Origin of the sequence: Clostridium senegalense JC122 (genome assembly GCF_000285575.1) — a bacterium.
Lineage (GTDB): Bacteria > Bacillota > Clostridia > Clostridiales > Clostridiaceae > Clostridium_J > Clostridium_J senegalense.
This window is the reverse complement of sequence record NZ_HE611050.1, coordinates 343543-364331: the sequence shown is the minus strand read 5'-3', so window position 1 is coordinate 364331 and position 20789 is coordinate 343543. Positions and strand designations below refer to the sequence as shown.

General features: G+C 26.9%; 20 protein-coding genes and 2 pseudogenes. All 22 read left to right on the top strand.

The window, feature by feature from the left end:
- The first annotated feature begins 167 nt into the window (after positions 1-167).
- The 22 genes and pseudogenes from aroQ to recN all read left to right on the top strand — a co-directional run bounded on the left by aroQ (position 168) and on the right by recN (position 20499).
- Positions 168-617, top strand: coding sequence for a type II 3-dehydroquinate dehydratase (gene aroQ / locus CSGHG_RS02245; protein ID WP_010292287.1), 450 nt, complete (start codon positions 168-170; stop codon positions 615-617).
- Between the two features lie 70 nt (positions 618-687).
- Positions 688-1755 (top strand): M24 family metallopeptidase, encoded by a 1068-nt coding sequence (locus CSGHG_RS02240; protein ID WP_010292286.1) that lies wholly within the window; start codon positions 688-690, stop codon positions 1753-1755.
- A gap of 85 nt (positions 1756-1840) precedes the next feature.
- The gene (gene efp / locus CSGHG_RS02235) at positions 1841-2398 is read left to right on the top strand and encodes an elongation factor P (RefSeq protein ID WP_010292284.1); all 558 of its coding nucleotides are present in this window, start codon (positions 1841-1843) and stop codon (positions 2396-2398) included.
- Positions 2399-3122: 724 nt separating this feature from the next.
- Positions 3123-4045: pseudogene (spoIIIAA, locus tag CSGHG_RS19645) on the top strand (stage III sporulation protein AA).
- Complete coding sequence (spoIIIAB, locus tag CSGHG_RS02225; RefSeq protein WP_010292280.1) at positions 4038-4556, top strand: stage III sporulation protein SpoIIIAB; 519 nt, start codon at positions 4038-4040, stop codon at positions 4554-4556. The pseudogene spoIIIAA and the gene spoIIIAB overlap by 8 nt, the downstream one beginning before the upstream one ends.
- Before the next feature lie 11 nt (positions 4557-4567).
- Positions 4568-4765, top strand: a complete 198-nt coding sequence (gene spoIIIAC / locus CSGHG_RS02220; protein WP_010292279.1) for a stage III sporulation protein AC — start codon at positions 4568-4570, stop codon at positions 4763-4765.
- Between the two features lie 19 nt (positions 4766-4784).
- On the top strand, positions 4785-5168 hold the full coding sequence (gene spoIIIAD, locus CSGHG_RS02215; protein ID WP_010292278.1) for a stage III sporulation protein AD: 384 nt from the start codon (positions 4785-4787) through the stop codon (positions 5166-5168).
- 12 nt (positions 5169-5180) lie between these two features.
- Positions 5181-6350: a stage III sporulation protein AE gene (gene spoIIIAE / locus CSGHG_RS02210; protein ID WP_010292277.1), complete on the top strand. Its 1170-nt coding sequence runs from the start codon at positions 5181-5183 to the stop codon at positions 6348-6350.
- Positions 6351-6610: 260 nt separating this feature from the next.
- On the top strand, positions 6611-7201 hold the full coding sequence (gene spoIIIAF / locus CSGHG_RS02205; RefSeq protein ID WP_010292276.1) for a stage III sporulation protein AF: 591 nt from the start codon (positions 6611-6613) through the stop codon (positions 7199-7201).
- Positions 7202-7257: 56 nt separating this feature from the next.
- Entirely contained in the window at positions 7258-7953 is a 696-nt protein-coding gene (spoIIIAG, locus tag CSGHG_RS02200; protein ID WP_010292275.1) for a stage III sporulation protein AG, read from the top strand.
- A 41-nt stretch (positions 7954-7994) separates the two neighbouring features.
- A complete protein-coding gene (locus CSGHG_RS02195; protein ID WP_010292273.1) occupies positions 7995-8516 on the top strand; it encodes a SpoIIIAH-like family protein in 522 nt (173 codons plus the stop codon).
- 75 nt (positions 8517-8591) lie between these two features.
- On the top strand, positions 8592-8984 hold the full coding sequence (locus CSGHG_RS02190) for an Asp23/Gls24 family envelope stress response protein (RefSeq protein WP_010292270.1): 393 nt from the start codon (positions 8592-8594) through the stop codon (positions 8982-8984).
- A gap of 140 nt (positions 8985-9124) precedes the next feature.
- On the top strand, positions 9125-9526 hold the full coding sequence (gene nusB, locus CSGHG_RS02185) for a transcription antitermination factor NusB (RefSeq protein WP_010292269.1): 402 nt from the start codon (positions 9125-9127) through the stop codon (positions 9524-9526).
- A gap of 1034 nt (positions 9527-10560) precedes the next feature.
- Positions 10561-11409: a bifunctional 5,10-methylenetetrahydrofolate dehydrogenase/5,10-methenyltetrahydrofolate cyclohydrolase gene (locus CSGHG_RS02180; RefSeq protein ID WP_010292267.1), complete on the top strand. Its 849-nt coding sequence runs from the start codon at positions 10561-10563 to the stop codon at positions 11407-11409.
- Positions 11399-12604, top strand: coding sequence for an exodeoxyribonuclease VII large subunit (xseA, locus tag CSGHG_RS02175; protein ID WP_010292263.1), 1206 nt, complete (start codon positions 11399-11401; stop codon positions 12602-12604). The genes CSGHG_RS02180 and xseA overlap by 11 nt, the downstream gene beginning before the upstream one ends.
- Complete coding sequence (locus CSGHG_RS02170) at positions 12604-12819, top strand: exodeoxyribonuclease VII small subunit (RefSeq protein ID WP_010292260.1); 216 nt, start codon at positions 12604-12606, stop codon at positions 12817-12819. Before xseA ends, CSGHG_RS02170 begins: the two co-directional genes overlap by 1 nt.
- 27 nt (positions 12820-12846) lie before the next feature.
- A complete protein-coding gene (locus CSGHG_RS02165; RefSeq protein WP_010292259.1) occupies positions 12847-13713 on the top strand; it encodes a polyprenyl synthetase family protein in 867 nt (288 codons plus the stop codon).
- 1073 nt (positions 13714-14786) lie between these two features.
- Complete coding sequence (gene dxs / locus CSGHG_RS02160; RefSeq protein ID WP_010292258.1) at positions 14787-16658, top strand: 1-deoxy-D-xylulose-5-phosphate synthase; 1872 nt, start codon at positions 14787-14789, stop codon at positions 16656-16658.
- A 10-nt stretch (positions 16659-16668) separates the two neighbouring features.
- A complete protein-coding gene (locus tag CSGHG_RS02155; RefSeq protein WP_010292257.1) occupies positions 16669-17493 on the top strand; it encodes a TlyA family RNA methyltransferase in 825 nt (274 codons plus the stop codon).
- Positions 17490-18341, top strand: coding sequence for an NAD(+)/NADH kinase (locus CSGHG_RS02150; RefSeq protein ID WP_010292256.1), 852 nt, complete (start codon positions 17490-17492; stop codon positions 18339-18341). Before CSGHG_RS02155 ends, CSGHG_RS02150 begins: the two co-directional genes overlap by 4 nt.
- A complete protein-coding gene (locus tag CSGHG_RS02145; protein WP_010292255.1) occupies positions 18341-18793 on the top strand; it encodes an arginine repressor in 453 nt (150 codons plus the stop codon). The genes CSGHG_RS02150 and CSGHG_RS02145 overlap by 1 nt, the downstream gene beginning before the upstream one ends.
- Before the next feature lie 12 nt (positions 18794-18805).
- Positions 18806-20499, top strand: a pseudogene (recN, locus tag CSGHG_RS19640) (DNA repair protein RecN).
- Positions 20500-20789: the final 290 nt, after the last annotated feature.

Sequence of the window (20789 nt, the reverse complement as noted above, 5' to 3'; positions counted from 1 at the left end):
TAATTAACAAACTAATATTAGGATAAAATCTATTAAACTCCATGTAAAAAAATGTATAAAATTTTAAGATATTAGATAATATATGGGATAATTTAATTGCAAAGGTAATGTATTTTTGATAAAATGTTATTGTTATAGGCTATAAAAATGGTAAGGTGGTTTTACATATGAAAATTTTAGTTATAAATGGTCCTAATCTTAATTTATTAGGAAATAGAGAAACTAATATATATGGAGATATGACATTAGACCAAATAAACAAAATCATAACAACAAAATTTTTAGATATAAAAGATTTAAAAATTGATTTTTATCAAAGTAATTATGAGGGTGATATAATCACTAAATTACATAGTGCTGTAGGAGTATATGATGGTGTTGTTATAAATCCTGGAGCCTATTCACATTATAGCATTGCTATTTTAGATGCCATAAAAGCATATAACATTATAACTATAGAGGTTCATATCAGTAATATTTATAAAAGAGAAGAGTATAGAAGAAAAAGTGTTATAAGTGAAGGATGTTATGGAGTTATAAGTGGTTTAGGATATTATGGGTACATTTTAGCTATTGAGTCTATATTGCATACATTATTAAATAGACAAAAATGCTAAATATTTTTTTGTCTTAATAGACTTATCCATAAAATATTCTTCAAAATATAAAGGGGTAGGTGAATTTGTTATGTATACTAAAAGATTAGAAACTTTAAGAAAGACCATGAGTGAAAATGGGCTAGATGGAGTGCTATTACAAGGGGACATTAACAGAAACTATATGAGTGGTTTTAAAGGAGATGAAAGCTATTCTATAATAACAAAGGATAGAGCAATTTTTATCACTGATTTTAGATTCACTGAACAAGCAAATCAACAAGTTGAAAATTATGAAATACATGAGTATCAAAGACCATTTGAAACATTTTTAGATAAGATGGTTAAAGAACTTAATATTAAAAAATTAGGGTTTGAGGAAAATGTATTAACTTTTGACTTATATGAATCCTATAAAAGTGCTGTTAATTGTGATTTGATACCATTAAATGGTATGGTTGAAAAATTAAGATTAATAAAATCAAAAGATGAAATAGAAGCAATAAAAAAAGCTCAACAAATAGCAGATTCTGCTTTTGAACACATGTTAGAATTCATAAAACCTGGTATGACTGAAAAGGAAATTGGGTTAGAACTTGAATTTTACATGAGAAAATTAGGTGCAAGTGGTTTATCATTTCCGTCAATAGTTGCATCTGGAGTTAGATCTTCATTACCACACGGTACAGCTACAGAAAAAGTAGTTGAAAGAGGAGACTTCTTGACATTAGACTTTGGTGCAGTGTATGATGGATATTGTTCTGATATGACTAGAACTATAGTTATAGGGGAACCAAACGATAAAATGAAAGAAATATATAACATAGTACTAAATGCACAAGAGGCTGCATTAAAAGCTGTTAAACCAGGAATGTCATGCTTTGATTTAGACAAAATAGCTAGAGACATAATAAAAGACGCTGGCTACGGAGAATATTTCGGTCATGGATTAGGTCATGGCGTTGGTAGATTAATTCATGAAGCACCAATGGTTAGCTTTAGAAGCAATGAAGTATTAGAGCCAGGAATGGTAATAACAGATGAGCCTGGAATATATATTCCTAATTTTGGTGGAGTTAGAATAGAAGACTTAATATTAGTTACAGAAGATGGCTGTGAAGTTTTATCAAAATCACCAAAAAACTTAATTTGCATATAGTTACTAGGTAGTATTAATTTATTTATCTATGGGTATAATAAATATGCTTATAGATGTAACATTTATATATTAGGAGGTAACACCAATGATATCAGCTGGAGATTTAAGAAAAGGAACTACTTTTGAAGAGAATGGACAAGTTTACACAGTTGTAGAGTTTTTACACGTTAAACCTGGAAAGGGAGCTGCGTTCGTTAGAACAAAAATAAGAAACGTTATAACTGGAGGAGTAACTGAAACAACATACAATCCAACAGCTAAATTACAAGAAGCAGTTATAGAAAGAAAAGAAATGCAATACTTATATTCTGATGGAGAGTTATACTACTTCATGGATCAAGAAACTTTTGAGCAAATTCCTTTAAATTATGAAAAAGTTGAAGGAGCTATAAAGTTCTTAAAAGAAAATATGTTTGCTGTAATTAAGTTTTACAAAGGAGAAGCTTTCTCAGTTGAAGCTCCAAACTTTGTTGAATTAGCTATAACTCATACAGAGCCAGCAGTAAAAGGAAATACTGCTACAAATGTATTAAAACCAGCAACAGTTGAAACTGGAGCAGTTGTTCAAGTTCCTCTATTCGTAAATGAAGGAGAAACAATAAGAGTAGATACAAGATCTGGAGAATATATGGAAAGAGTTTAATTCATATATTGAAAACTACCCGTTATGGGTAGTTTTTTTATTTAAATATAAAATTAAAGTATAGAATTTTAATTTATATTTTATGAAATAATAACTTTTAATTTAAAAAAATACATGTTAGTAAAGCGTTAGGGTAACTAATGCTTTCTTTTTTTAGTAATACTAAATATACTCTGTTAAAAAATCCTAGTATCTTATCCTATTAAAATATGCAAAGTAAATTGCATATACATATAATTAAAAAACACACAATTATTTTCATCATTAACTTCAACTAATCTTTTTTAACTTTATAACCTGATTTTATTTTAATTTTATGCATTTATCAAATTAGAAAATTTAAATTAATATCTTACATATAATTAATAGATTATTTTAGTTTCATCTATTAACTGTAACTAATTATAGTTATTTATTTTTAAGAAAATTATAACAAAAATTTGATAAACAAATTTAGATTTGGGATTGTTTAACTATGTATGGGTCCAAATTTATTTTTAAAATTATTCATTCCAAAACTTAGATATCTAAAATAGTGAGACATGCTTCGAATCACTTACATTTGACACTGCATATTGTATAAAAATATTTTAAAGTTATTAAATAAATTTAAATTGGAGCTTGTTTCCTTATATATGTATAGAACATGGAAAGAAAAATTAAATGTTTTAGTAATAATTTTATCAACTTGTAAATATTAATGGAATATGAAAGGGTGATAAAAATGGCTATAGAGATACTTGAAGTTTTACCTAAAAATATAAGAGAACTTATAGAAAAAGATATTCCATTAAATCAATTACAAGAAATTAGATTAAAAGTAAACAAACCACTATTCATATATTCCAATAATAAAGAAAAAAATATGAATATAAACCATCTGCTGAAACAATGAAATTTATACTACAAAAGATAAGTAGTTATTCAATATATGCATTTGAAGATGAAATTAAACAAGGGTATATAACAATAAAAGGTGGACATAGGGTAGGTATATGTGGAACTGTTGTTACCGAAGACAATAAAGTAAAAACTATAAAAAATATAGTGTCTATAAATATAAGGGTTGCAAAAGAAATAATAAATTGCTCCAAAACTATTATTCCTTATATTTTACAAGAAGGTGAAATATTGAACACTATAATAATATCTCCACCTAAATGCGGTAAAACAACTATATTAAGGGATATTTGTCGTATTGTATCAAATGGAAATTATACATTAAATCTTAAAGGCAAAAATGTATCAGTCATAGATGAAAGAAGTGAGATTGCAGCATGCTTTAAAGGAATACCACAAATGAATATAGGAGAGAGAACTGATGTTCTAGATAGTTGCCCTAAAAGTGAAGGAATAATAATGGCTATAAGGAGTATGTCACCAGAGGTTGTAATTTGTGATGAAATTGGAACATATAAAGATATGGATAGTATTATTGCAGCTTTGAATTCAGGAGTGAAGCTTATTACAACTATACATGGATTTGATATAGATGATTTATATAAAAGACCTGTATTTAGAGAGGTTATGGAGAATAATGTATTTGAAAGAGCGATTGTTTTGAGTAATAGAAAAGGTGTGGGAACTATAGAATATGTGTATGATTTTAAAAAAGAAAAGGAATTAGGAGGAGTTTTAATTGGTTAAGTTATTAGGTGCATTTATTGTTTTAATAACTTCGTCATTGACTGGTTATATGTATGGTGAGAATTTGAAAATAAGAGTTAGTAATTTAAAAGAATTTCAAAGAGCTATGTATCATTTTAAAAATGAAATTACGTACAGCCATTCTTTATTACACAGTGCATTAATAACAGTTTCTGAAAGTACAAAAGAACCTATAACCACAACTTTGAATGAAATATCTATTTTGTTAAGTGAAAATTCTTGTGACAGTGTATATGATGCTTTTAGTAAGGCTTTTGAAAAAAATAAAGATACTTTACGGTTTAATAAAGAGGATGTTTCTATATTCTTAAACTTATCTAAAACTTTAGGAGAAATGAGTTTAGAAGGTCAGGAAGACATGTTTGAATTATCCATATTGAATTTAGAAGAAAACATTAAAATTGCACAAGAACATTTGAAAAAAAACTTAAAAATGTATAGATATTTAGGATTTACTGTAGGTGCTATGATAGTAATAATTCTTATTTAGGGGGGAGATATATGTTAGATTTTACTTTGATAATAAAAATAGGTGTAATAGGAATAGTTACAATAATATTGGATAAGGTTTTAAAAAGTGGAGGTAGAGATGATTATGCAACTATGGTTAATTTTGCAGGAATAATAATTATATTAATGATGATAACTACATTAGTAATAAAATTATTTTCGTCAATTCAAACCTTAGTAAATTTTTAGATATATAAAGGAGGGCATTATGGAAATATTACAGGTAGTAGGCTTTGCTTTTGCAGCTCTCTTTATGGCACAAACTCTTAAGCATAATAGGAGTGATATAGCCCTTTTAATTAGTACTGCCGCGGGAATTATAATTTTCTTATTTGTAATAAGTAAGCTTACTATAGTTATTAGTTTCTTACAGACTATCGCTAATAAGGCAAATATAGATGTTGTATATTTAGATATAATATTTAAAATTTTAGCAATTGCTTATTTAGCTTCATTTTGTAGCGAGGTTTGTAAAGATGCAGGAGAAGGGAGTATAGCATCTAAAGTTGAATTTGCAGGTAAAATTTTAATACTTACTTTAGCAATGCCTATATTAATGGGTGTAATGCAAACTATATTAAAGATGTTATAAAAGAGGTATATTATGAAAAAGTTTTTATTTTTATTAGCTTTAATATTATTTATTCCTCTTAATGTACAAGCTATTGATAATAAGGATACAAAGATAGATGAGGTTCAAATTACAGAAGAACAAAAACAAAAAATGGATCAACTCTATGATTATATATCAAATATGCAAAATGATTATGAGGTTTTAAGAGGATTAAATCCAAAAGAATTTGTTGAAAATTATATGAAAACCGGTGATGGTGGATTTTCAATACAAGGGTTAAGTAAGACGCTTTTAATGTATTCAGTCAAAGAGATATTAGCATCATCTAAATTAGTAGGATCAATTATTATAATAGCTATAGTCAGTGCACTTTTAAATAATTTACAACAGGCTTTTAGTAATGAAAATTTATCTAACATAGCTCACTTTGCTTGTTATTCAGTGATGATAATACTTGTGTCAAAAGGTTTTTATATGGGAATAGATGTTGCAAGAACTGCGATAAAAGAAATGAGTGATTTTATAACTGCATTGTTTCCAGTACTTATGATGCTTCTAGCAAGTGTTGGAGGATTTGCAGAAGCCACCCTTATGGATCCAGTAATTATGGCAATAAGTAGTATAGGTGCTAAATTTTATTCTACTGTTTTAATTCCGATTATTTCCATGGGGTTTGTTCTTGATTTTGTAAATAATATTTGTGATGACTATAAGATAAGTAATTTAACTAATTTACTAAAAAAATCAGCTCTTTGGGTTCAAGGAATATTTTTAACGGGTTTTATAGCAACGATTACGGTGAGAAGTATTGCATCTAAAAGTATAGATGCGGTGACTATGAAAACTGCAAAGTTTGCGGTAGATAGTTTTATACCGGTTATCGGAAAAACTTTATCAGATGCCATATCCACGGTAGCTGGTTATACTGTTCTTTTGAAAAATGCTATAAGTACTGTAGGGCTTTTAATAGTTTTAATAATAGTGCTAATGCCTATAATAAAAATTTTAGTTATGGCTTTAATATATAAATTAACAGCAGCTATACTAGAACCAATTAGTGATAAAAAAATAGTATCTGTTATAAATTCAGCAGGGGGATCATTGATAGTAGTAAGTTCTTGTGTTATTAGCGTAAGTATAATGTTTTTTATAATGATTGCTATAGTTGCAGGAACGGGAAAAAGTATAATTATGATATAAAAATTTTAAATAGTGACAATAACTAATATAGGGTTCCAAGTTAAATTTTAAATTTATCCATTTATCAAATGAGAAAAATTAATATTTTATCAATAACTAAAAGATTATTTTAGTTAAAAGTTAATAGTGAAATATGATTTAAAACCTTTGGGATCCAATATTACATTTTGTATAAAAGTATCTTAAACTATTTAATAAATTTAAATCAGAGCTTATTTAATATAAAAAGCTTAAAAAATTTAAGTTGGTGAGTGGTAAGAATGATTGAAGAACTAAGAGGTTTCATAATCACTTTGTGTACTGCTATATTTTTTATAACAGCCATACAAATGATACTTCCTGATAATTCATTAAAAAAATATTGTAGCTTTGCTCTTGGTTTACTATTAGTAGTAATTATGTTAAATCCAATAGTAAAACTTTTAAATTCACAAGTTGACATATATGAAGAAATAGATAAATCAACAGCATATATATTTGATAAAGAATATGAAGTAGATTATGACAAGTACAAAAAAATGAATATAGAAAACACATTGGAAAATTTTCAGAAAAATTTTGAAAATCAATGTATAAATGATTTAGAAGACAAATTCAAAGATAAAAAGTTTAGTGCAGATGTACAAGCTTCTTTTGATGAGGAAAATACAACATTTAAAATAGATAGTATGCAAATTGCATTAAAGAATGGGATGGTAGACAAAATAAAAAAGGTGGATATAGGGGGAGATAATAGTGTAACAGTGGATAAATTTGAAGATTCCGATGATGAGGAATCAAAGGAAATAAAAAAGTATTTAAGTGAAAAGTATGAGATTTCACAAGACATAATATACGTTAGTAAAAGATAAGATTTACTATAAACTTAAGAAAAAGATTGTATTTAAAAATATAAGGGGGTGTGTATATGGACTTTGAAAAAATAAAAACTAAATTTTTTTCACAATCTAAAGAAAATGGAATAAATCAGCAATGTATAGGAAAAGATAATAATAAAGATGAAAATAAAAAAGAAACTAAACCTAAAGGCAAAATGTATAACTTGCTAATCTTGTTCTTTATCGGAGTAGCATTGTTATTTATGGGAAACTTCTTTAAGCAAAATTCTCAAAGTGAAATTATGGGTAATAAAAATTCTTCAGATATTACATCAACAGTAAAAGAAGAAAATGAGGAAAAAGCCACAGAAGCAGCCATGGAAATTTCAAATTATAAAGAAAAAGTTCAAGGTGAGCTTATCTCTATATTAGAAAAAATAGATGGGGTAGGCAGAGTTGAAGCTATGATTTATTTTGAAAGTGGAGAAGAACAAGTGCCTGCTTTAAATGTAAATGACTCTAAGAGCAATACAACAGAAAAAGATACTGTTGGAGGTGAAAGAAGTATAAATCAAGAAAATGGTGGAACTACAGTTGTAATGTCAAATGAAGGGTCTAAAACAGAGCCTCTTATTGTTAAAACATATAATCCTAAAATAACAGGAATATGTGTTGTTGCTGAGGGTGCTTCAGATAAAATAACAGAGCTTAGAGTTCGTCAAGCTGTTACTAATTTATTTGATTTAGAAGAAGAAAAAGTTCAGGTATATCCTATGAAAAATTAGCATATAATTAGTTAGAAATAAAAATTGGGGGGAATATAAAAATGAATAAAAAACAAACATTAATCATTTCAGCACTACTATTAGTTGTAGTGTTATGTGGATATGCAGCAACTCAAGTTAACTCACCTTTATATGTTACTGATGGAGAATTTATAGGTGAAACAGCAGCTAATGATAAAGATAGTAAAAATAAGGAAAAAAGTAAAACTACAAGCAGTAGTAGTTATTTTACAGAAGCGAAATTAAGTAGAGATCAAGCAAGAAATAAAGCAACTCAAACATTAAAGAGTCTATTAGATAATGATAAAACTCCAGCAGAACAAAAGAAAGAAGCAGCAGAAGAATATAAGAATTTAGCTTTAAGAGGAGACAAAGAAACAAATATAGAATTGGCTTTAAAAGCTCAAGGATTTGAAGAAGTTGTATGTGAATTAGAAGATGAAAAAGCAAATATAGTAGTAAAACATGAAAAAGAGTTAAGTGACCAACAATTAAGACAAATAAAAGATGTAGTAGTAAGCAAGGCTAACATAAAAAATGTTCAAATAAAGGTTATAGAATAGTATTTGTAATATAAATCTTTATCTGATATAATATTTTTAACAAGTTTTACCTACGATAAATAAGGGGGTACTAGTATGGAAGAGAATAGACAATTTGAAGATTTAAATGAAGAAATAGGAATTGTAAAAATATCTGATGAAGTTGTAAGTGTTATTGCTGGGTTAGCGGCATCTGAGATAAAAGGCATCGTTGAAATGAGTTCTAAAACTGGTGAAATAAGTCAATTATTTCCAATGAAAAAGAATGTATCTAAGGGTGTAAAGGTAACGCTAGAAGAAAATAGTACTACAATAGACTTACACGTGGTTGTTGAGTATGGTATTAACATAACAGAAGTTTCGGAGAAAGTTCAAAAAAATGTAAAAAGAACCGTTGAAACAATGACAGGGTTAACAGTTTCTGCCGTTAATATATATGTTCAGAATGTTATACTCCCTAAACCAGATAAAGAAGAAAAAGAAATTTAAAAATATCCCTCCCTTTGTGGAGGGTTTTGTTTTTCAATTTCATGTATTTATGATATAATTATCTTCGTTTGAAAATAAATAAGTAAATAATTTTTTTTAGTGAGTTTATAAGAAAAACATTTAATTTATAGGAGGAACTTATGAATAGAAGAAAAACAAGAGATATAGCTATGAAGCTATTATTTGAAATGTCAATTAATAAAGAAGATTATATGTCTACTATAGAAAATTTTAAGGAAAATACAGAGGTAAAATTAGATGATGTTGATTTTTCTTACATAATAAGAATATTAAAAAATGTAAATGATAATTTAGATTTGATAAATGAAACAATATCAAATAATTTAGTTAAATGGAAAATTGATAGAATATCTAAAATAAATTTATCAATTCTTAAATTAGCAGTCTGTGAAATATTATTTGAGGAAGAGATTCCTAATAAAGTTTCACTAAATGAAGCTATAGAGCTTGCTAAAAAATATGGAGAAGATAATTCAGCATCTTTTGTTAATGGTGTATTAAACAGCATAATAAAAAAATAATAAGTTATACATAAAAAATTGCCTTAGAGTAATATAAAGAGAAATTAAGTTTGTAAATTTTAAAAAATTATCAAAGTTTACTTTTAAATTTCATATAGAGATAGTGAGATAAGCTCGAATTTTAATTTGTTCATGAACTGCATAAGGGATTTATTTCAAATCTGTTCATGAATTTAAGCTACTTTCGAGCATGTATTCACTGGTGAGGATATATCTATAATCTACTTATTCATGAGAAATTTTGTTAATTAAAAATATTAACAAACTTTTAATAAGTAAAAAAGTTAATAAATTGCATATCTATTAAATTAGATAGTTGAATGTAATATATAAATTCTCATTTGATAAAGGTATAAAGTGGATTTTAAGTTAAAACTTTATATTTAATATAATTAGATATATTTAGTAGTAGATAAATTATAATTTTACTAGTGTAAAATAACAATATGTTTTTAAGTCTAAAATTTTTAAAATAAATTAATAAAAAGTATGCTGAAGTTTTAATTTACTATAGTAAAATGATATTATCAATTGATTTTGAATTTGAAAAATTTATTTTTCAATGTGTCATTTAAGCATTTATCGACTGGTAAATATAAATTAAAATTTCAGCTTGTTTTATAATTTCATGAATATTATTTAAAGTAACTAATAAACTTAAAATAATATTTAAGATTATAGTTATATAGTAAAGTAAGCTTCTACTTAGATTTATTAAATATTTTGAAATATTTTAAAAAAAGATATAGTATTGAATTGTAAATAATTAGCGGTATGTCTCACTATTTTCAGCATCTAAGCTTTTAAGTAAATAGTTTTACAAATTACTTTAAAAACATATAATTTAGGTAAATTAGTTTTTTTACAAGTTGAACAATTGATGATATATTAATATAATATATGTAATAATTAACATTATAATATATGGTAAAATGTTTTATAATGTTAGTTAAATTACTTTTATAAAATAAATAATATAAAAATCTAAAATAGATTAGAATTAATCTATTTATTTAAAAAGGGGGAGCATACAAATGGGTAAAAGAATTGAAGGAAAAGAGATTGCTAAAACTTATAGGGAAAATATTAAGAATTTAATTGAGGAAAAGGTTTCAAAAGGCGTTAGAAGACCTTCAATGGTTGCTGTTTTAGTAGGAAATGATGGGGGTTCAATTTCCTATATGAAAAATCAGCAAAAACTTAGTGAGTCATTAGGCGTGAAATATACATCTATAGTATTAGATGAAGCTATTACTGAAGAAGAACTTATAAAAAAGATAAATGAACTAAATGAAGATACTAATGTGGATGGAATAATACTTCAATTGCCATTACCTAAGCAATTTGATGAAAAAAGGGTTACATCTTCTATAAGTTATAAAAAAGATATAGATGGACTTACAGATGTTAATATAGGACTTTTATATAAAGGTGATAAATGTTTTATCCCTTGTACAGCTAAAAGTGTAATAGAAATTATAAAATTTGTAGAACCTAATATAGAAGGAAAAAAAGCTGTTGTTATAGGTAGAAGTAATATAGTTGGTAAACCAGCAGCACAATTGTTATTAAATGAAAATGCGACAGTTACAATATGTCACTCAAGAACTAAAGATTTAAAAGATGTATGCAAAGAAGCTGATATATTAGTAGCTGCTATAGGTAGACCAGGGTTTGTTACTAAAGATTTTGTAAAAGATGGTGCAGTAGTTATAGACGTTGGAACTACAATGATAGAAGGTAAAATAAAGGGAGATGTAGTTTACGATGAAGTTATAGATATAGCATCACATTTAACACCAGTACCAGGCGGTGTTGGAGCTATGACAACAACAATGCTTATAAAAAATACATGTGAGGCATGGGAGAAAAATGTACGATAAAATAATAACAGTTTCTACTTTAAATAGTTATATAAAAAAGACATTGGATAATGATTTTATTCTTAGTAATTCAAAAATAAAAGGAGAGTTATCTAATGTAAAAATTCATAGTAGTGGACATATATATTTTTCGTTAAAAGATTATTCTTCTAAAATAAATTGCGTTATGTTTAAAAGCAATACTTATTCATTAACATTCATACCAGAAAATGGTATGAATGTTGTTGTTAGTGGAAGAATATCAGTATATGAAAAAGAGGGAGTTTACCAACTTTATTGCAATCATATAGAAGTTGATGGTGTTGGTGATTTATTTGTAGCTTTTGAAAAACTAAAAAAACAACTAGAAATAGAAGGATTATTTGACGAAAATAGAAAAAAATCACTACCATGGTTTCCGAGAAGAATAGGTGTTATAACATCTAATACAGGAGCAGCAATTAGAGATATTATAAATGTAGCAAAAATGAGAAATCCTAATGTTAACATTTTAATATGTCCAACATTAGTACAAGGAATCAAGGCAAAGGATGACATAGTGAAATCCATAGAAAAGTTAAATTCTATAGATGATATAGATGTTATTATACTTGCACGTGGTGGTGGGTCTATAGAAGAACTCTGGGCTTTCAATGAAGAAATTGTAGCAAGAGCTATTGTAAAATCTAAAAAACCTATAGTAACAGGGATAGGTCATGAAACAGATTTTACTATAAGTGATTTTGTTTCTGATAAAAGGGCATCTACGCCATCACAAGCGGCTGAAATAGTTGTTCCAACCCTATCACAAATAGAAGAAAAAATACAAGTATTGAAAAACAATATGTATATTAGTATGGAAAGAAGAGTAAATCAAGAAAAAAGGAATATAGATTTATATGAAAAAAAATTAGAATTAAATAGTCCAAAAAATTTTTTGGTTAACCAATATAATAATATAGATAAATATAAACAAATTTTAGAATCAAAAATAAAAAATATGCTTGAAAAAGAAAAAAGTGAAATAAGTAATAAATATAACTTATTAACTGCTCATAATCCATTAAACGTTTTGAATAAAGGCTATTCTCTTATATATGATAATAAAAACAATATAATACCTGATATTGGTGAATTAAAAAAAGTAAAAGAGGTAAGAATTCAACTAAAGAATGGAGATAGTAATTTCATTATAGAAGAGAAGGGGGAATTTTAATGGCAAGAAAAAAAGAAAGCTATGAAGAAAAATTTTCAAAACTTACAGATATAGTAGACGTAATGGAAAATAGTCAATTAACTTTAGAAGAATCTATGAAAAAATATGAAGAAGGAATAAAACTTTGTAATGATTTATATAAAATTTTAAATGGTTATGAGGGAAAAATAAAAATATTATCAGGAGATAATGAAGAGGAATTTAATATAGAATAATAAGTTATAATTAGTGAGGGATGTAAAATGGATATCAAGGACTTTAAAAATTTAATAGAAAAATACATATTGGAATATTTTGATGCAAAGCCAGAAGGTTTAAAAAAGTATTTAGAGCCAATGCTTTATAGTATGAAAGTTGGGGGCAAAAGAATAAGACCAATACTTTTACTTTTAACTTATAATTTATATAAAGAAAAATATGAAGAGGCACTACCTTTTGCTTTATCAATGGAAATGATTCATACGTACTCATTGATACATGATGATCTACCAAGTATGGATGATGATGATTTAAGACGAGGAATGCCTACTAATCACAAAAAATTTGGAGAAGCTAGAGCCATATTAGCAGGTGATGGACTATTAAATGAATCTATGATTATAATGTTTAATCAGTGCATGAGTTTAGAAGCAAGAAAGGTTAAAGCATCTAAATTAATAGCTGAAGCTGCTGGTGCAGAAGGTATGATATTAGGTCAAATCATAGATATTGAAAGTGAAGATAAAAAAGTATCTGAAGAAATGCTTTTAAAGATGCATAAAAATAAAACAGGACAGCTTATAAAAGCGTCAGTATTAAGTGGTGCTATACTAGGAGAGGCTACTGAAAAAGAGTTAGAAATATTAAGTGAGTATGGAGAAAAAATTGGTTTAGCATTTCAAGTCAAGGATGACATTTTAGATGTAATTGGTGATGAGAAAGCAGCTGGAAAAAGTTTAAGTGATAAGGATAATTTAAAAAGTAATTTTATTACAATGTATGGTTTGGAAAAATGTAAAGAATATTGTGAAAATTTAACTGATGAATGTATTCAACTATTAAAACAATTAAATAGAAATGTGGATTTATTAATAGAGCTTACTGAATTCTTGTTAAAAAGAAATTATTGATTGTAATATTTCATTAATCTAAAATATAAATTTGATAATTTTAAGCAGTATAAAAATATGGGAAAAGCATAATTGTTTTTAATGCTAAAGAAAAGAAAAATGAAGGAAAAAGCAGTAAAATGGAGATTTTGACATTTTAAATGCATATGATATAATGTGATAAAAAAGGTGGTGCAGTATTCTAGTCAGGTAAGTATCTTTGAAGACGGGGCTAAAAATCCGTTGAAGAGCATATCGATGAAGTTCCTTGTGCTGGCTTAAAACGCCCAGTTTTGGGTTGGTGCTGGGAGTAAGAATGTGGGGCAAGCGCAAAGGCATGCGTAACTGACCCTACATTCGTGGAGACCATTGTATGTGCTTGGGAAGAAATATCCAAAGTACGGCAATGGATTAAACCTGCATTGTGGTAAACTGAGCTATGTGCAGAGTAGCTTGCCTTGAGTGATATAGGTGGAGGTAGGATCAAATCTTAATACTGAGGCCAAAGTATTAAGATTATTGCTTACTGAAACCTATGTTGCAAAAGAGGATAAAAAGATACCTAACTGTTGAGGAAATCTCCTAGACTGTTTATTTTTAAGGTATGTTAGGGATTGTAGTGTGGACTAAGTGGTAATCTAGTCCTATATATGGCAACAGTATAGATAGAATATTAAAAGGAAACTGCTAAAATGGCGACATTTTAGTTATTCTATGGGAAACCCTACTAGACCTAAGCCGCAAATTTTACTTAGTATATCACCACCTTTTATTAATATAGTAAAATAAGCTTAACCCTTAGTTAAAGGAGTTATAAGTTTGTTGTTACTTTTTACGGTATCTAGGTTTTCTAAACAATAAATTAAAAAGTTAACTTGGAATTTTATAATAAATTGAAAGGTAATTATAAAAATTAGATTATAAAAATAAATTTAAGGGGAAAAGTCAATAGACTAAAAAGGTTATTTAATCTTTAATGATTTATAATATTATGATGCGATTTTATAGAAGAGTAATTTTGCTATTTTATAAAATATGATATAATTTTTACGGTTACGAAAATAATATATTTTGTAAAAAAGAGGATAATGAAAATGACAAAGTACTTAGATAATTATAGTGATTTTAATAGTATAAGATATATGAATTTAAATGAGCTAAATGAATTTGCAAGTGAAATAAGACAATTTCTTATAGAAAAAGTTTCAGTAACTGGCGGACATTTAGCTTCAAATTTAGGTATAGTTGAATTAACAATTAGCCTATTTAATGTATTTGATTTTAATAAAGATAAAATAGTTTGGGATGTTGGTCATCAAAGTTATGTACATAAGGTATTAACTGGAAGAAAAGAGATGTTTGGTACTTTAAGACAATTTGATGGATTAAGTGGATTTCCTAAAAGAGATGAAAGTCAATATGATTTTTTTAATACAGGACATAGTAGTACATCAATTTCAGCAGCATTAGGAATGGCAAGAGCTAGAGATTTAAAAAAACAAGATAGTAGTATTATAGCTGTTATAGGTGATGGTGCGTTAACTGGTGGAATGGCTATGGAAGCATTAAATGATGTTGGCGATAATAAAAGTAAATTAATAATAATATTAAATGATAATGAAATGTCAATCTCAAAAAATGTAGGGGGAGTTTCATCATATTTAAGTGAAATAAGATTAGATAGTGGGTATAATAAATTAAAAACTGGAGTTACAACTAAGTTGGAAAAAATACCTACTGTAGGAAAAGGTATGGTAAATTCAATACATAAAATTAAAGGTGGTATAAAACAAATATTTGTGCCAGGAATGTTTTTTGAAGATATGGGTATTAAATATTTAGGACCTATAGATGGCCATAATATAAAGGAAATGAGTAAAGTTCTAAAAATGGCTAAGAATTTTAATGGACCAGTAATTATACATACAATAACTAAAAAAGGAAAAGGATATCCTTTTGCAGAGAAAGCTCCTCACAAATTTCATGGAGTAGGACCATTTAATTCTTGTAATGGAAAAATTAATGGAAGTAGTAGTAAGAGCTATTCATCAGCTTTTGGTGAAGAAATGATAAATATAGCTAAGGCTAATCCAGATGTAGTAGCTATAACAGCGGCAATGCCGGAAGGCACAGGGCTTGGTAGCTTTGCTAAACAATTTCCACAAAGATTTTTTGATGTAGGTATAGCAGAGCAACATGCTGTAACTATGGCAGCAGGAATGGCAGTTTCAGGATTAAAACCTGTTTTTGCGGTATATTCAACTTTTTTACAAAGAGGATATGATCAGGTATTACATGATGTAGCATTACAAAATTTACCTGTGGTCTTTGCTATAGATAGAGCAGGAATTGTAGGTCAAGATGGTGAAACACATCAAGGAATATTTGATTTATCGTATTTATCACATATACCTAATATGACAATAATAAGTCCTAAATGTGTAGATGAATTAAATGTAATGTTAAACTTTGCTGTTACTGCAAATTATCCAGTTGCTATAAGATATCCTAGAGGTGGAGATATGGCAAATGTACATCTGTCACCTATAAAAAACATGGAAAAAGGTAAATGGGAAGTACTACAAGGTATAAAAGGTAAAATAGCAATTTTGGCCACAGGAAAAATGGTACAACATGCAATTATAGCTAAAGAACAGTTACTTCAAAGAGATATAGATTGTACTGTAATTAATTCATGTTTTATTAAGCCAATAGACACTAACTTAATTGATAAACTTATAAACGATGGGATTAATATGGTAGTTACTGTAGAGGATAATATAATAAATGGTGGACTAGGAGATTTAGTATTACAATATATAAATAAAAAGAATTATAATAGCACTAAAGTTATTAACTTAGGATTTGATGATGAATTTATACCTCATGGATCAGTTGATATATTATATAAGACTTATGGATTAGATCCAAAGGGAATCTATAACAGTATTATTAGTGCATTATAAAGGAGTAGGCATGAGCGAGAACTTAATTAGACTAGATATTTTAGTGCATAACAAAAAAATTGCACCTTCAAGAGAAAAAGCAAAAGAATATATAAATGAAGGCAAGATTTATGTAAATGGATTAAAAGAAGTTAAGTGTGGTAAAAAAATTCATAAAGATTCACAAATAGAACTTAGAGGTGAAACAATACCTTATGTTAGTAGAGGTGGATTAAAGTTAGAAAAAGCTATAAAAAGTTTTAACATAGATTTAAAAGATAAAATTTGCCTAGACATTGGAGCATCTACAGGTGGCTTTACACATTGTATGTTAAAAGAAGGTGCTACTAAAGTATATTCTATAGATGTAGGACATGATCAGCTTGTAAAGGAATTAAAAGAGGATAATAGAGTCATATCTATGGAAGGTGTAAATGCAAGGTATTTAACTTCAGAGGATTTTGAAGAGCTTTCTGATTTTGCTTCAATAGATGTTTCATTTATATCATTAGAAAAAATAATTCCGTCAGTAACAAATCTTTTAAATAAAAATGGTAAGATTATAGCCCTTATAAAACCACAATTTGAGGTTGGAAGAGGAAAAGTTAATAAAAAAGGAGTAGTTAAAAAGGTTACAGACCATATAGAAGTTATATTTAGAATTGTTAAATTTATAGAATCAATTGGATTAACTGTACTAGGTTTAGATTATTCTCCTATCAAAGGACCTAATGGCAATATAGAATATTTGGTATATTTTTCTAAGTCTATAAATACAAATAATATATTCTCAGTGGATGAAATAGAAAGAATAGCTAAAATATCTCATTCCAGTTTATCAATGGAGGAAGTATGAAGAATATAGGGATAAATATTAATTCTAAAAAGGATAGTAAAGGCACAATAGTAATTGAAGTAGAAAAAATAGTTAAAAAATATTTTAAACAATGTAACATATATAAATTTTATGATTCCTTAAACTTAGACAGTGAAAAAGGCGAAAATTTAGATTTTTTAATAGCTTTAGGTGGAGATGGTACTATCTTAAGAGCAGCAAGAGCAGTAGAAAAATTTGAAACGCCAATATTAGCTGTTAATATAGGTCATTTAGGATTTTTAACAAGTATAGAGCTTTCTCGATTAGAAAGTGGGATTAAGCGCATAAAATCCAATGAATATACAATAAATAAACGTATGATGATAAAGTGTTCTTTACCAGAGAGAAATGAGGAATATTATTATTCAGCTCTAAATGAAATAGTTATTTCTAAAGGAAGCTTTTCTCGCGTTATAAATTATGATATATATATAGATGGAAGTTTTTATATAAATTATAAGGCGGATGGTCTTATAATTTCTACTCCAACAGGATCTACAGCATATGCATTGTCAGCAGGTGGACCAATTATATATCCAACATTAGAGGTTATAGGAGTTACACCTATATGTCCTATTTCTATAGGAAGCAAAACTATAATATTAGACTCTAATAATAAAATATCAATAATGATTAATTCTCAAGATGGTGGTTCATACTTATGTGTAGATGGTCAATCAGTAATAGAATTGAAAGACAAAGAGGAAGTTTATATAGAAAAAATGACAAGAAAATGCAACTTAATAAATTTTGATGACTATAATTATTTTGACTTATTAAGAACAAAAATAATTTCAAGATCAATACAATGTGAAGGTGATAATTAGTGAAAAGTTTAAGGCATAATAAAATTTATGAAATAATAAAAAGTAAAGATATTGAAACACAAGAAGAATTAGCAGAAGAACTGAGAAACGATGGTATTAATGTAACTCAAGCTACAGTTTCAAGAGATATAAAAGAATTAAATCTTATAAAAATTTTATCTCATGATGGAAAGTATAAATATGCAGCGTCTAGTAAAGTGACAGGATACAATCCTAATGCAATGGCTAATATGTTTTCTAAAACTGCCACTTCAGTTGAAAAGATAGATAAGTTTTTAGTTGTAAAGACGATAACAGCATCAGCAGGGTTAGTAGCAGATGCTTTGGATTCATTTGCATTTGATGGTGTTGCAGGTACAATAGCAGGAGATGATACAGTCCTTGTCATAACTAGAAGTGATGAAAAATCTAATGAGATATTTGATAGAATACAGAAATTGATTCATAGATAGGGTTGATGTATTATGTTGTTACAATTAAATATTAAGAACTTTGCATTAATAGAAGAGCTTTCTATTGATTTTGAAAATGGTTTCAATGTCTTGTCTGGTGAGACTGGAGCTGGAAAATCTATATTAATAGATGCTATTAATTTTGTTTTAGGTGGAAAATTTAATAAAAATCTTATAAGAGTTGGGGAAGAAAAAACTGTAGTTGAAGCAATATTTACAATAGAAAATGAAAGAATAAAATCTACACTAAATATGTTAGAAGTAGATTATGATGATGTATTAGTGTTAACAAGAGAAAGTTTTAACACTGGTAAAACTATAGCTAAAGCTAATGGTAAAACTTTAATTTTATCAAAAATTAAGCTTATTAGTGAATCTATATTAGATATACATGGTCAACATGAAAATCAAAATCTCTTAGATAATTCTAATCATATAGTATATGTAGATGCTTTTGGAAGTGAAAATATAACTATTTTATTGGATGAATATAAAACATTATATGAAAGATTATCTTCAATAGAATCAAAAATAAAAGAGTTAAAAGGTAATAATAATGATAGAGAAAAAATATGGATTTCATAAAATTTCAAATTGATGAAATATCAAATATAAATCCTAAAATAGGTGAAGATGAAGAATTACAAGAAAGTTTTTCTATGTTATCTAATGCAGAAAAAATAGAAAAGAGTTTATTACTTTCATATAGTATGTTAAGAAACAGTGGAGAAGAAGGATATTCTACTATAGATGGATTATCATATGTTATTAGAGAACTAAGAACTATAGAAAATAATAAATCTGAAATAAAAAAAATAGTATCTGCACTAGAAAGTTGTTATTATATAATAGAAGAAAATATAGATGATATAAGAACTATAAAAGATAATATATATTATGATGAAAAAGAATTAGAATTTGTTAATGGAAGAATGTATCAATTAGGTATAGCTAAAAAAAAATATGGGGAAACAATAGAAGAAATATTAAATTATAAAAAAGATTTAGAAGTTCGTTTTGATGAACTTTCAAACTTTGGTGAAATAATAGAAAAGCTTGAAAAAGAAAAAGCCGAATTAGAAAAAAAAATCGGTGAAAAAGCAGTAGAAATCCATAATATTAGAGTTTTGATAGGGAAAGAACTTGAAAAAAAAGTAAAAAATGAATTAGATTATATAGGACTTAATAAAAGTACATTTAAAATAAATATAGAGCTTACAGAAAATATTTATTCTAATGGTATGGATAAAGTTCAATTTAATATATCAACAAATCCTGGACAACCACTTCAACCATTGGAAGAGATAGTTTCAGGTGGAGAGCTTTCAAGAATAATGCTAGCACTTAAAACTGTATTTGTGGATAAAGATGAAATTCCAACAGTTATATTTGATGAAATTGATACTGGAATAAGTGGAAGAATAGCTCAAAGAGTTGGTGAAAAAATGTATTTAATATCAAAAAATCACCAAGTTTTATGTGTAACTCATTTACCACAAATAGCCAGTATGGCAGATTATAATTATTTAATAGCAAAAGAATCTACAAATGATAAAACTTTTACAAAAGTAAGAAAAATGGATAAAAATGAGAAGAAATATGAGATAGCTAGAATGATAGGTGGAAGTGAAGTAACTAAATTAACACTAGATAACTCAGAAGAAATGATAGAAATGGCTAATATATTAAAACGTAATATAGTATAAAAACAAAAAAACTGTATGAAAATAAGATTGAAATTTTATTTTCATATGGTTTTTTTATTATATAAATTTTGTAAATTAAGTTTTGTATCTATTAATATATATAAATATTTTAAATTATTAAGTGAAGAGTATTTTGTATGATTATAGAATATATTTTTTATAATATAGGAAAATAAGTTCATGTTTAAGTTTATTTATTAAACTTTTGTTGTAATTTGATAAAAGTTATTATAACTATAGTCAGTAGAAAAATAAGAGTTAATAGTTTAGCGTCAATTAAAAAAATTTTC

Coding starts and splice junctions, on each gene's coding strand:
- aroQ (WP_010292287.1), top strand. CDS start 168: ATGAAAATTTTAGTTATAAATGGTCCTAATCTTAATTTATTAGGAAAT.
- CSGHG_RS02240 (WP_010292286.1), top strand. CDS start 688: ATGTATACTAAAAGATTAGAAACTTTAAGAAAGACCATGAGTGAAAAT.
- efp (WP_010292284.1), top strand. CDS start 1,841: ATGATATCAGCTGGAGATTTAAGAAAAGGAACTACTTTTGAAGAGAAT.
- spoIIIAC (WP_010292279.1), top strand. CDS start 4,568: ATGTTAGATTTTACTTTGATAATAAAAATAGGTGTAATAGGAATAGTT.
- spoIIIAD (WP_010292278.1), top strand. CDS start 4,785: ATGGAAATATTACAGGTAGTAGGCTTTGCTTTTGCAGCTCTCTTTATG.
- spoIIIAE (WP_010292277.1), top strand. CDS start 5,181: ATGAAAAAGTTTTTATTTTTATTAGCTTTAATATTATTTATTCCTCTT.
- spoIIIAF (WP_010292276.1), top strand. CDS start 6,611: ATGATTGAAGAACTAAGAGGTTTCATAATCACTTTGTGTACTGCTATA.
- spoIIIAG (WP_010292275.1), top strand. CDS start 7,258: ATGGACTTTGAAAAAATAAAAACTAAATTTTTTTCACAATCTAAAGAA.
- CSGHG_RS02195 (WP_010292273.1), top strand. CDS start 7,995: ATGAATAAAAAACAAACATTAATCATTTCAGCACTACTATTAGTTGTA.
- CSGHG_RS02190 (WP_010292270.1), top strand. CDS start 8,592: ATGGAAGAGAATAGACAATTTGAAGATTTAAATGAAGAAATAGGAATT.
- nusB (WP_010292269.1), top strand. CDS start 9,125: ATGAATAGAAGAAAAACAAGAGATATAGCTATGAAGCTATTATTTGAA.
- CSGHG_RS02180 (WP_010292267.1), top strand. CDS start 10,561: ATGGGTAAAAGAATTGAAGGAAAAGAGATTGCTAAAACTTATAGGGAA.
- xseA (WP_010292263.1), top strand. CDS start 11,399: ATGTACGATAAAATAATAACAGTTTCTACTTTAAATAGTTATATAAAA.
- CSGHG_RS02170 (WP_010292260.1), top strand. CDS start 12,604: ATGGCAAGAAAAAAAGAAAGCTATGAAGAAAAATTTTCAAAACTTACA.
- CSGHG_RS02165 (WP_010292259.1), top strand. CDS start 12,847: ATGGATATCAAGGACTTTAAAAATTTAATAGAAAAATACATATTGGAA.
- dxs (WP_010292258.1), top strand. CDS start 14,787: ATGACAAAGTACTTAGATAATTATAGTGATTTTAATAGTATAAGATAT.
- CSGHG_RS02155 (WP_010292257.1), top strand. CDS start 16,669: ATGAGCGAGAACTTAATTAGACTAGATATTTTAGTGCATAACAAAAAA.
- CSGHG_RS02150 (WP_010292256.1), top strand. CDS start 17,490: ATGAAGAATATAGGGATAAATATTAATTCTAAAAAGGATAGTAAAGGC.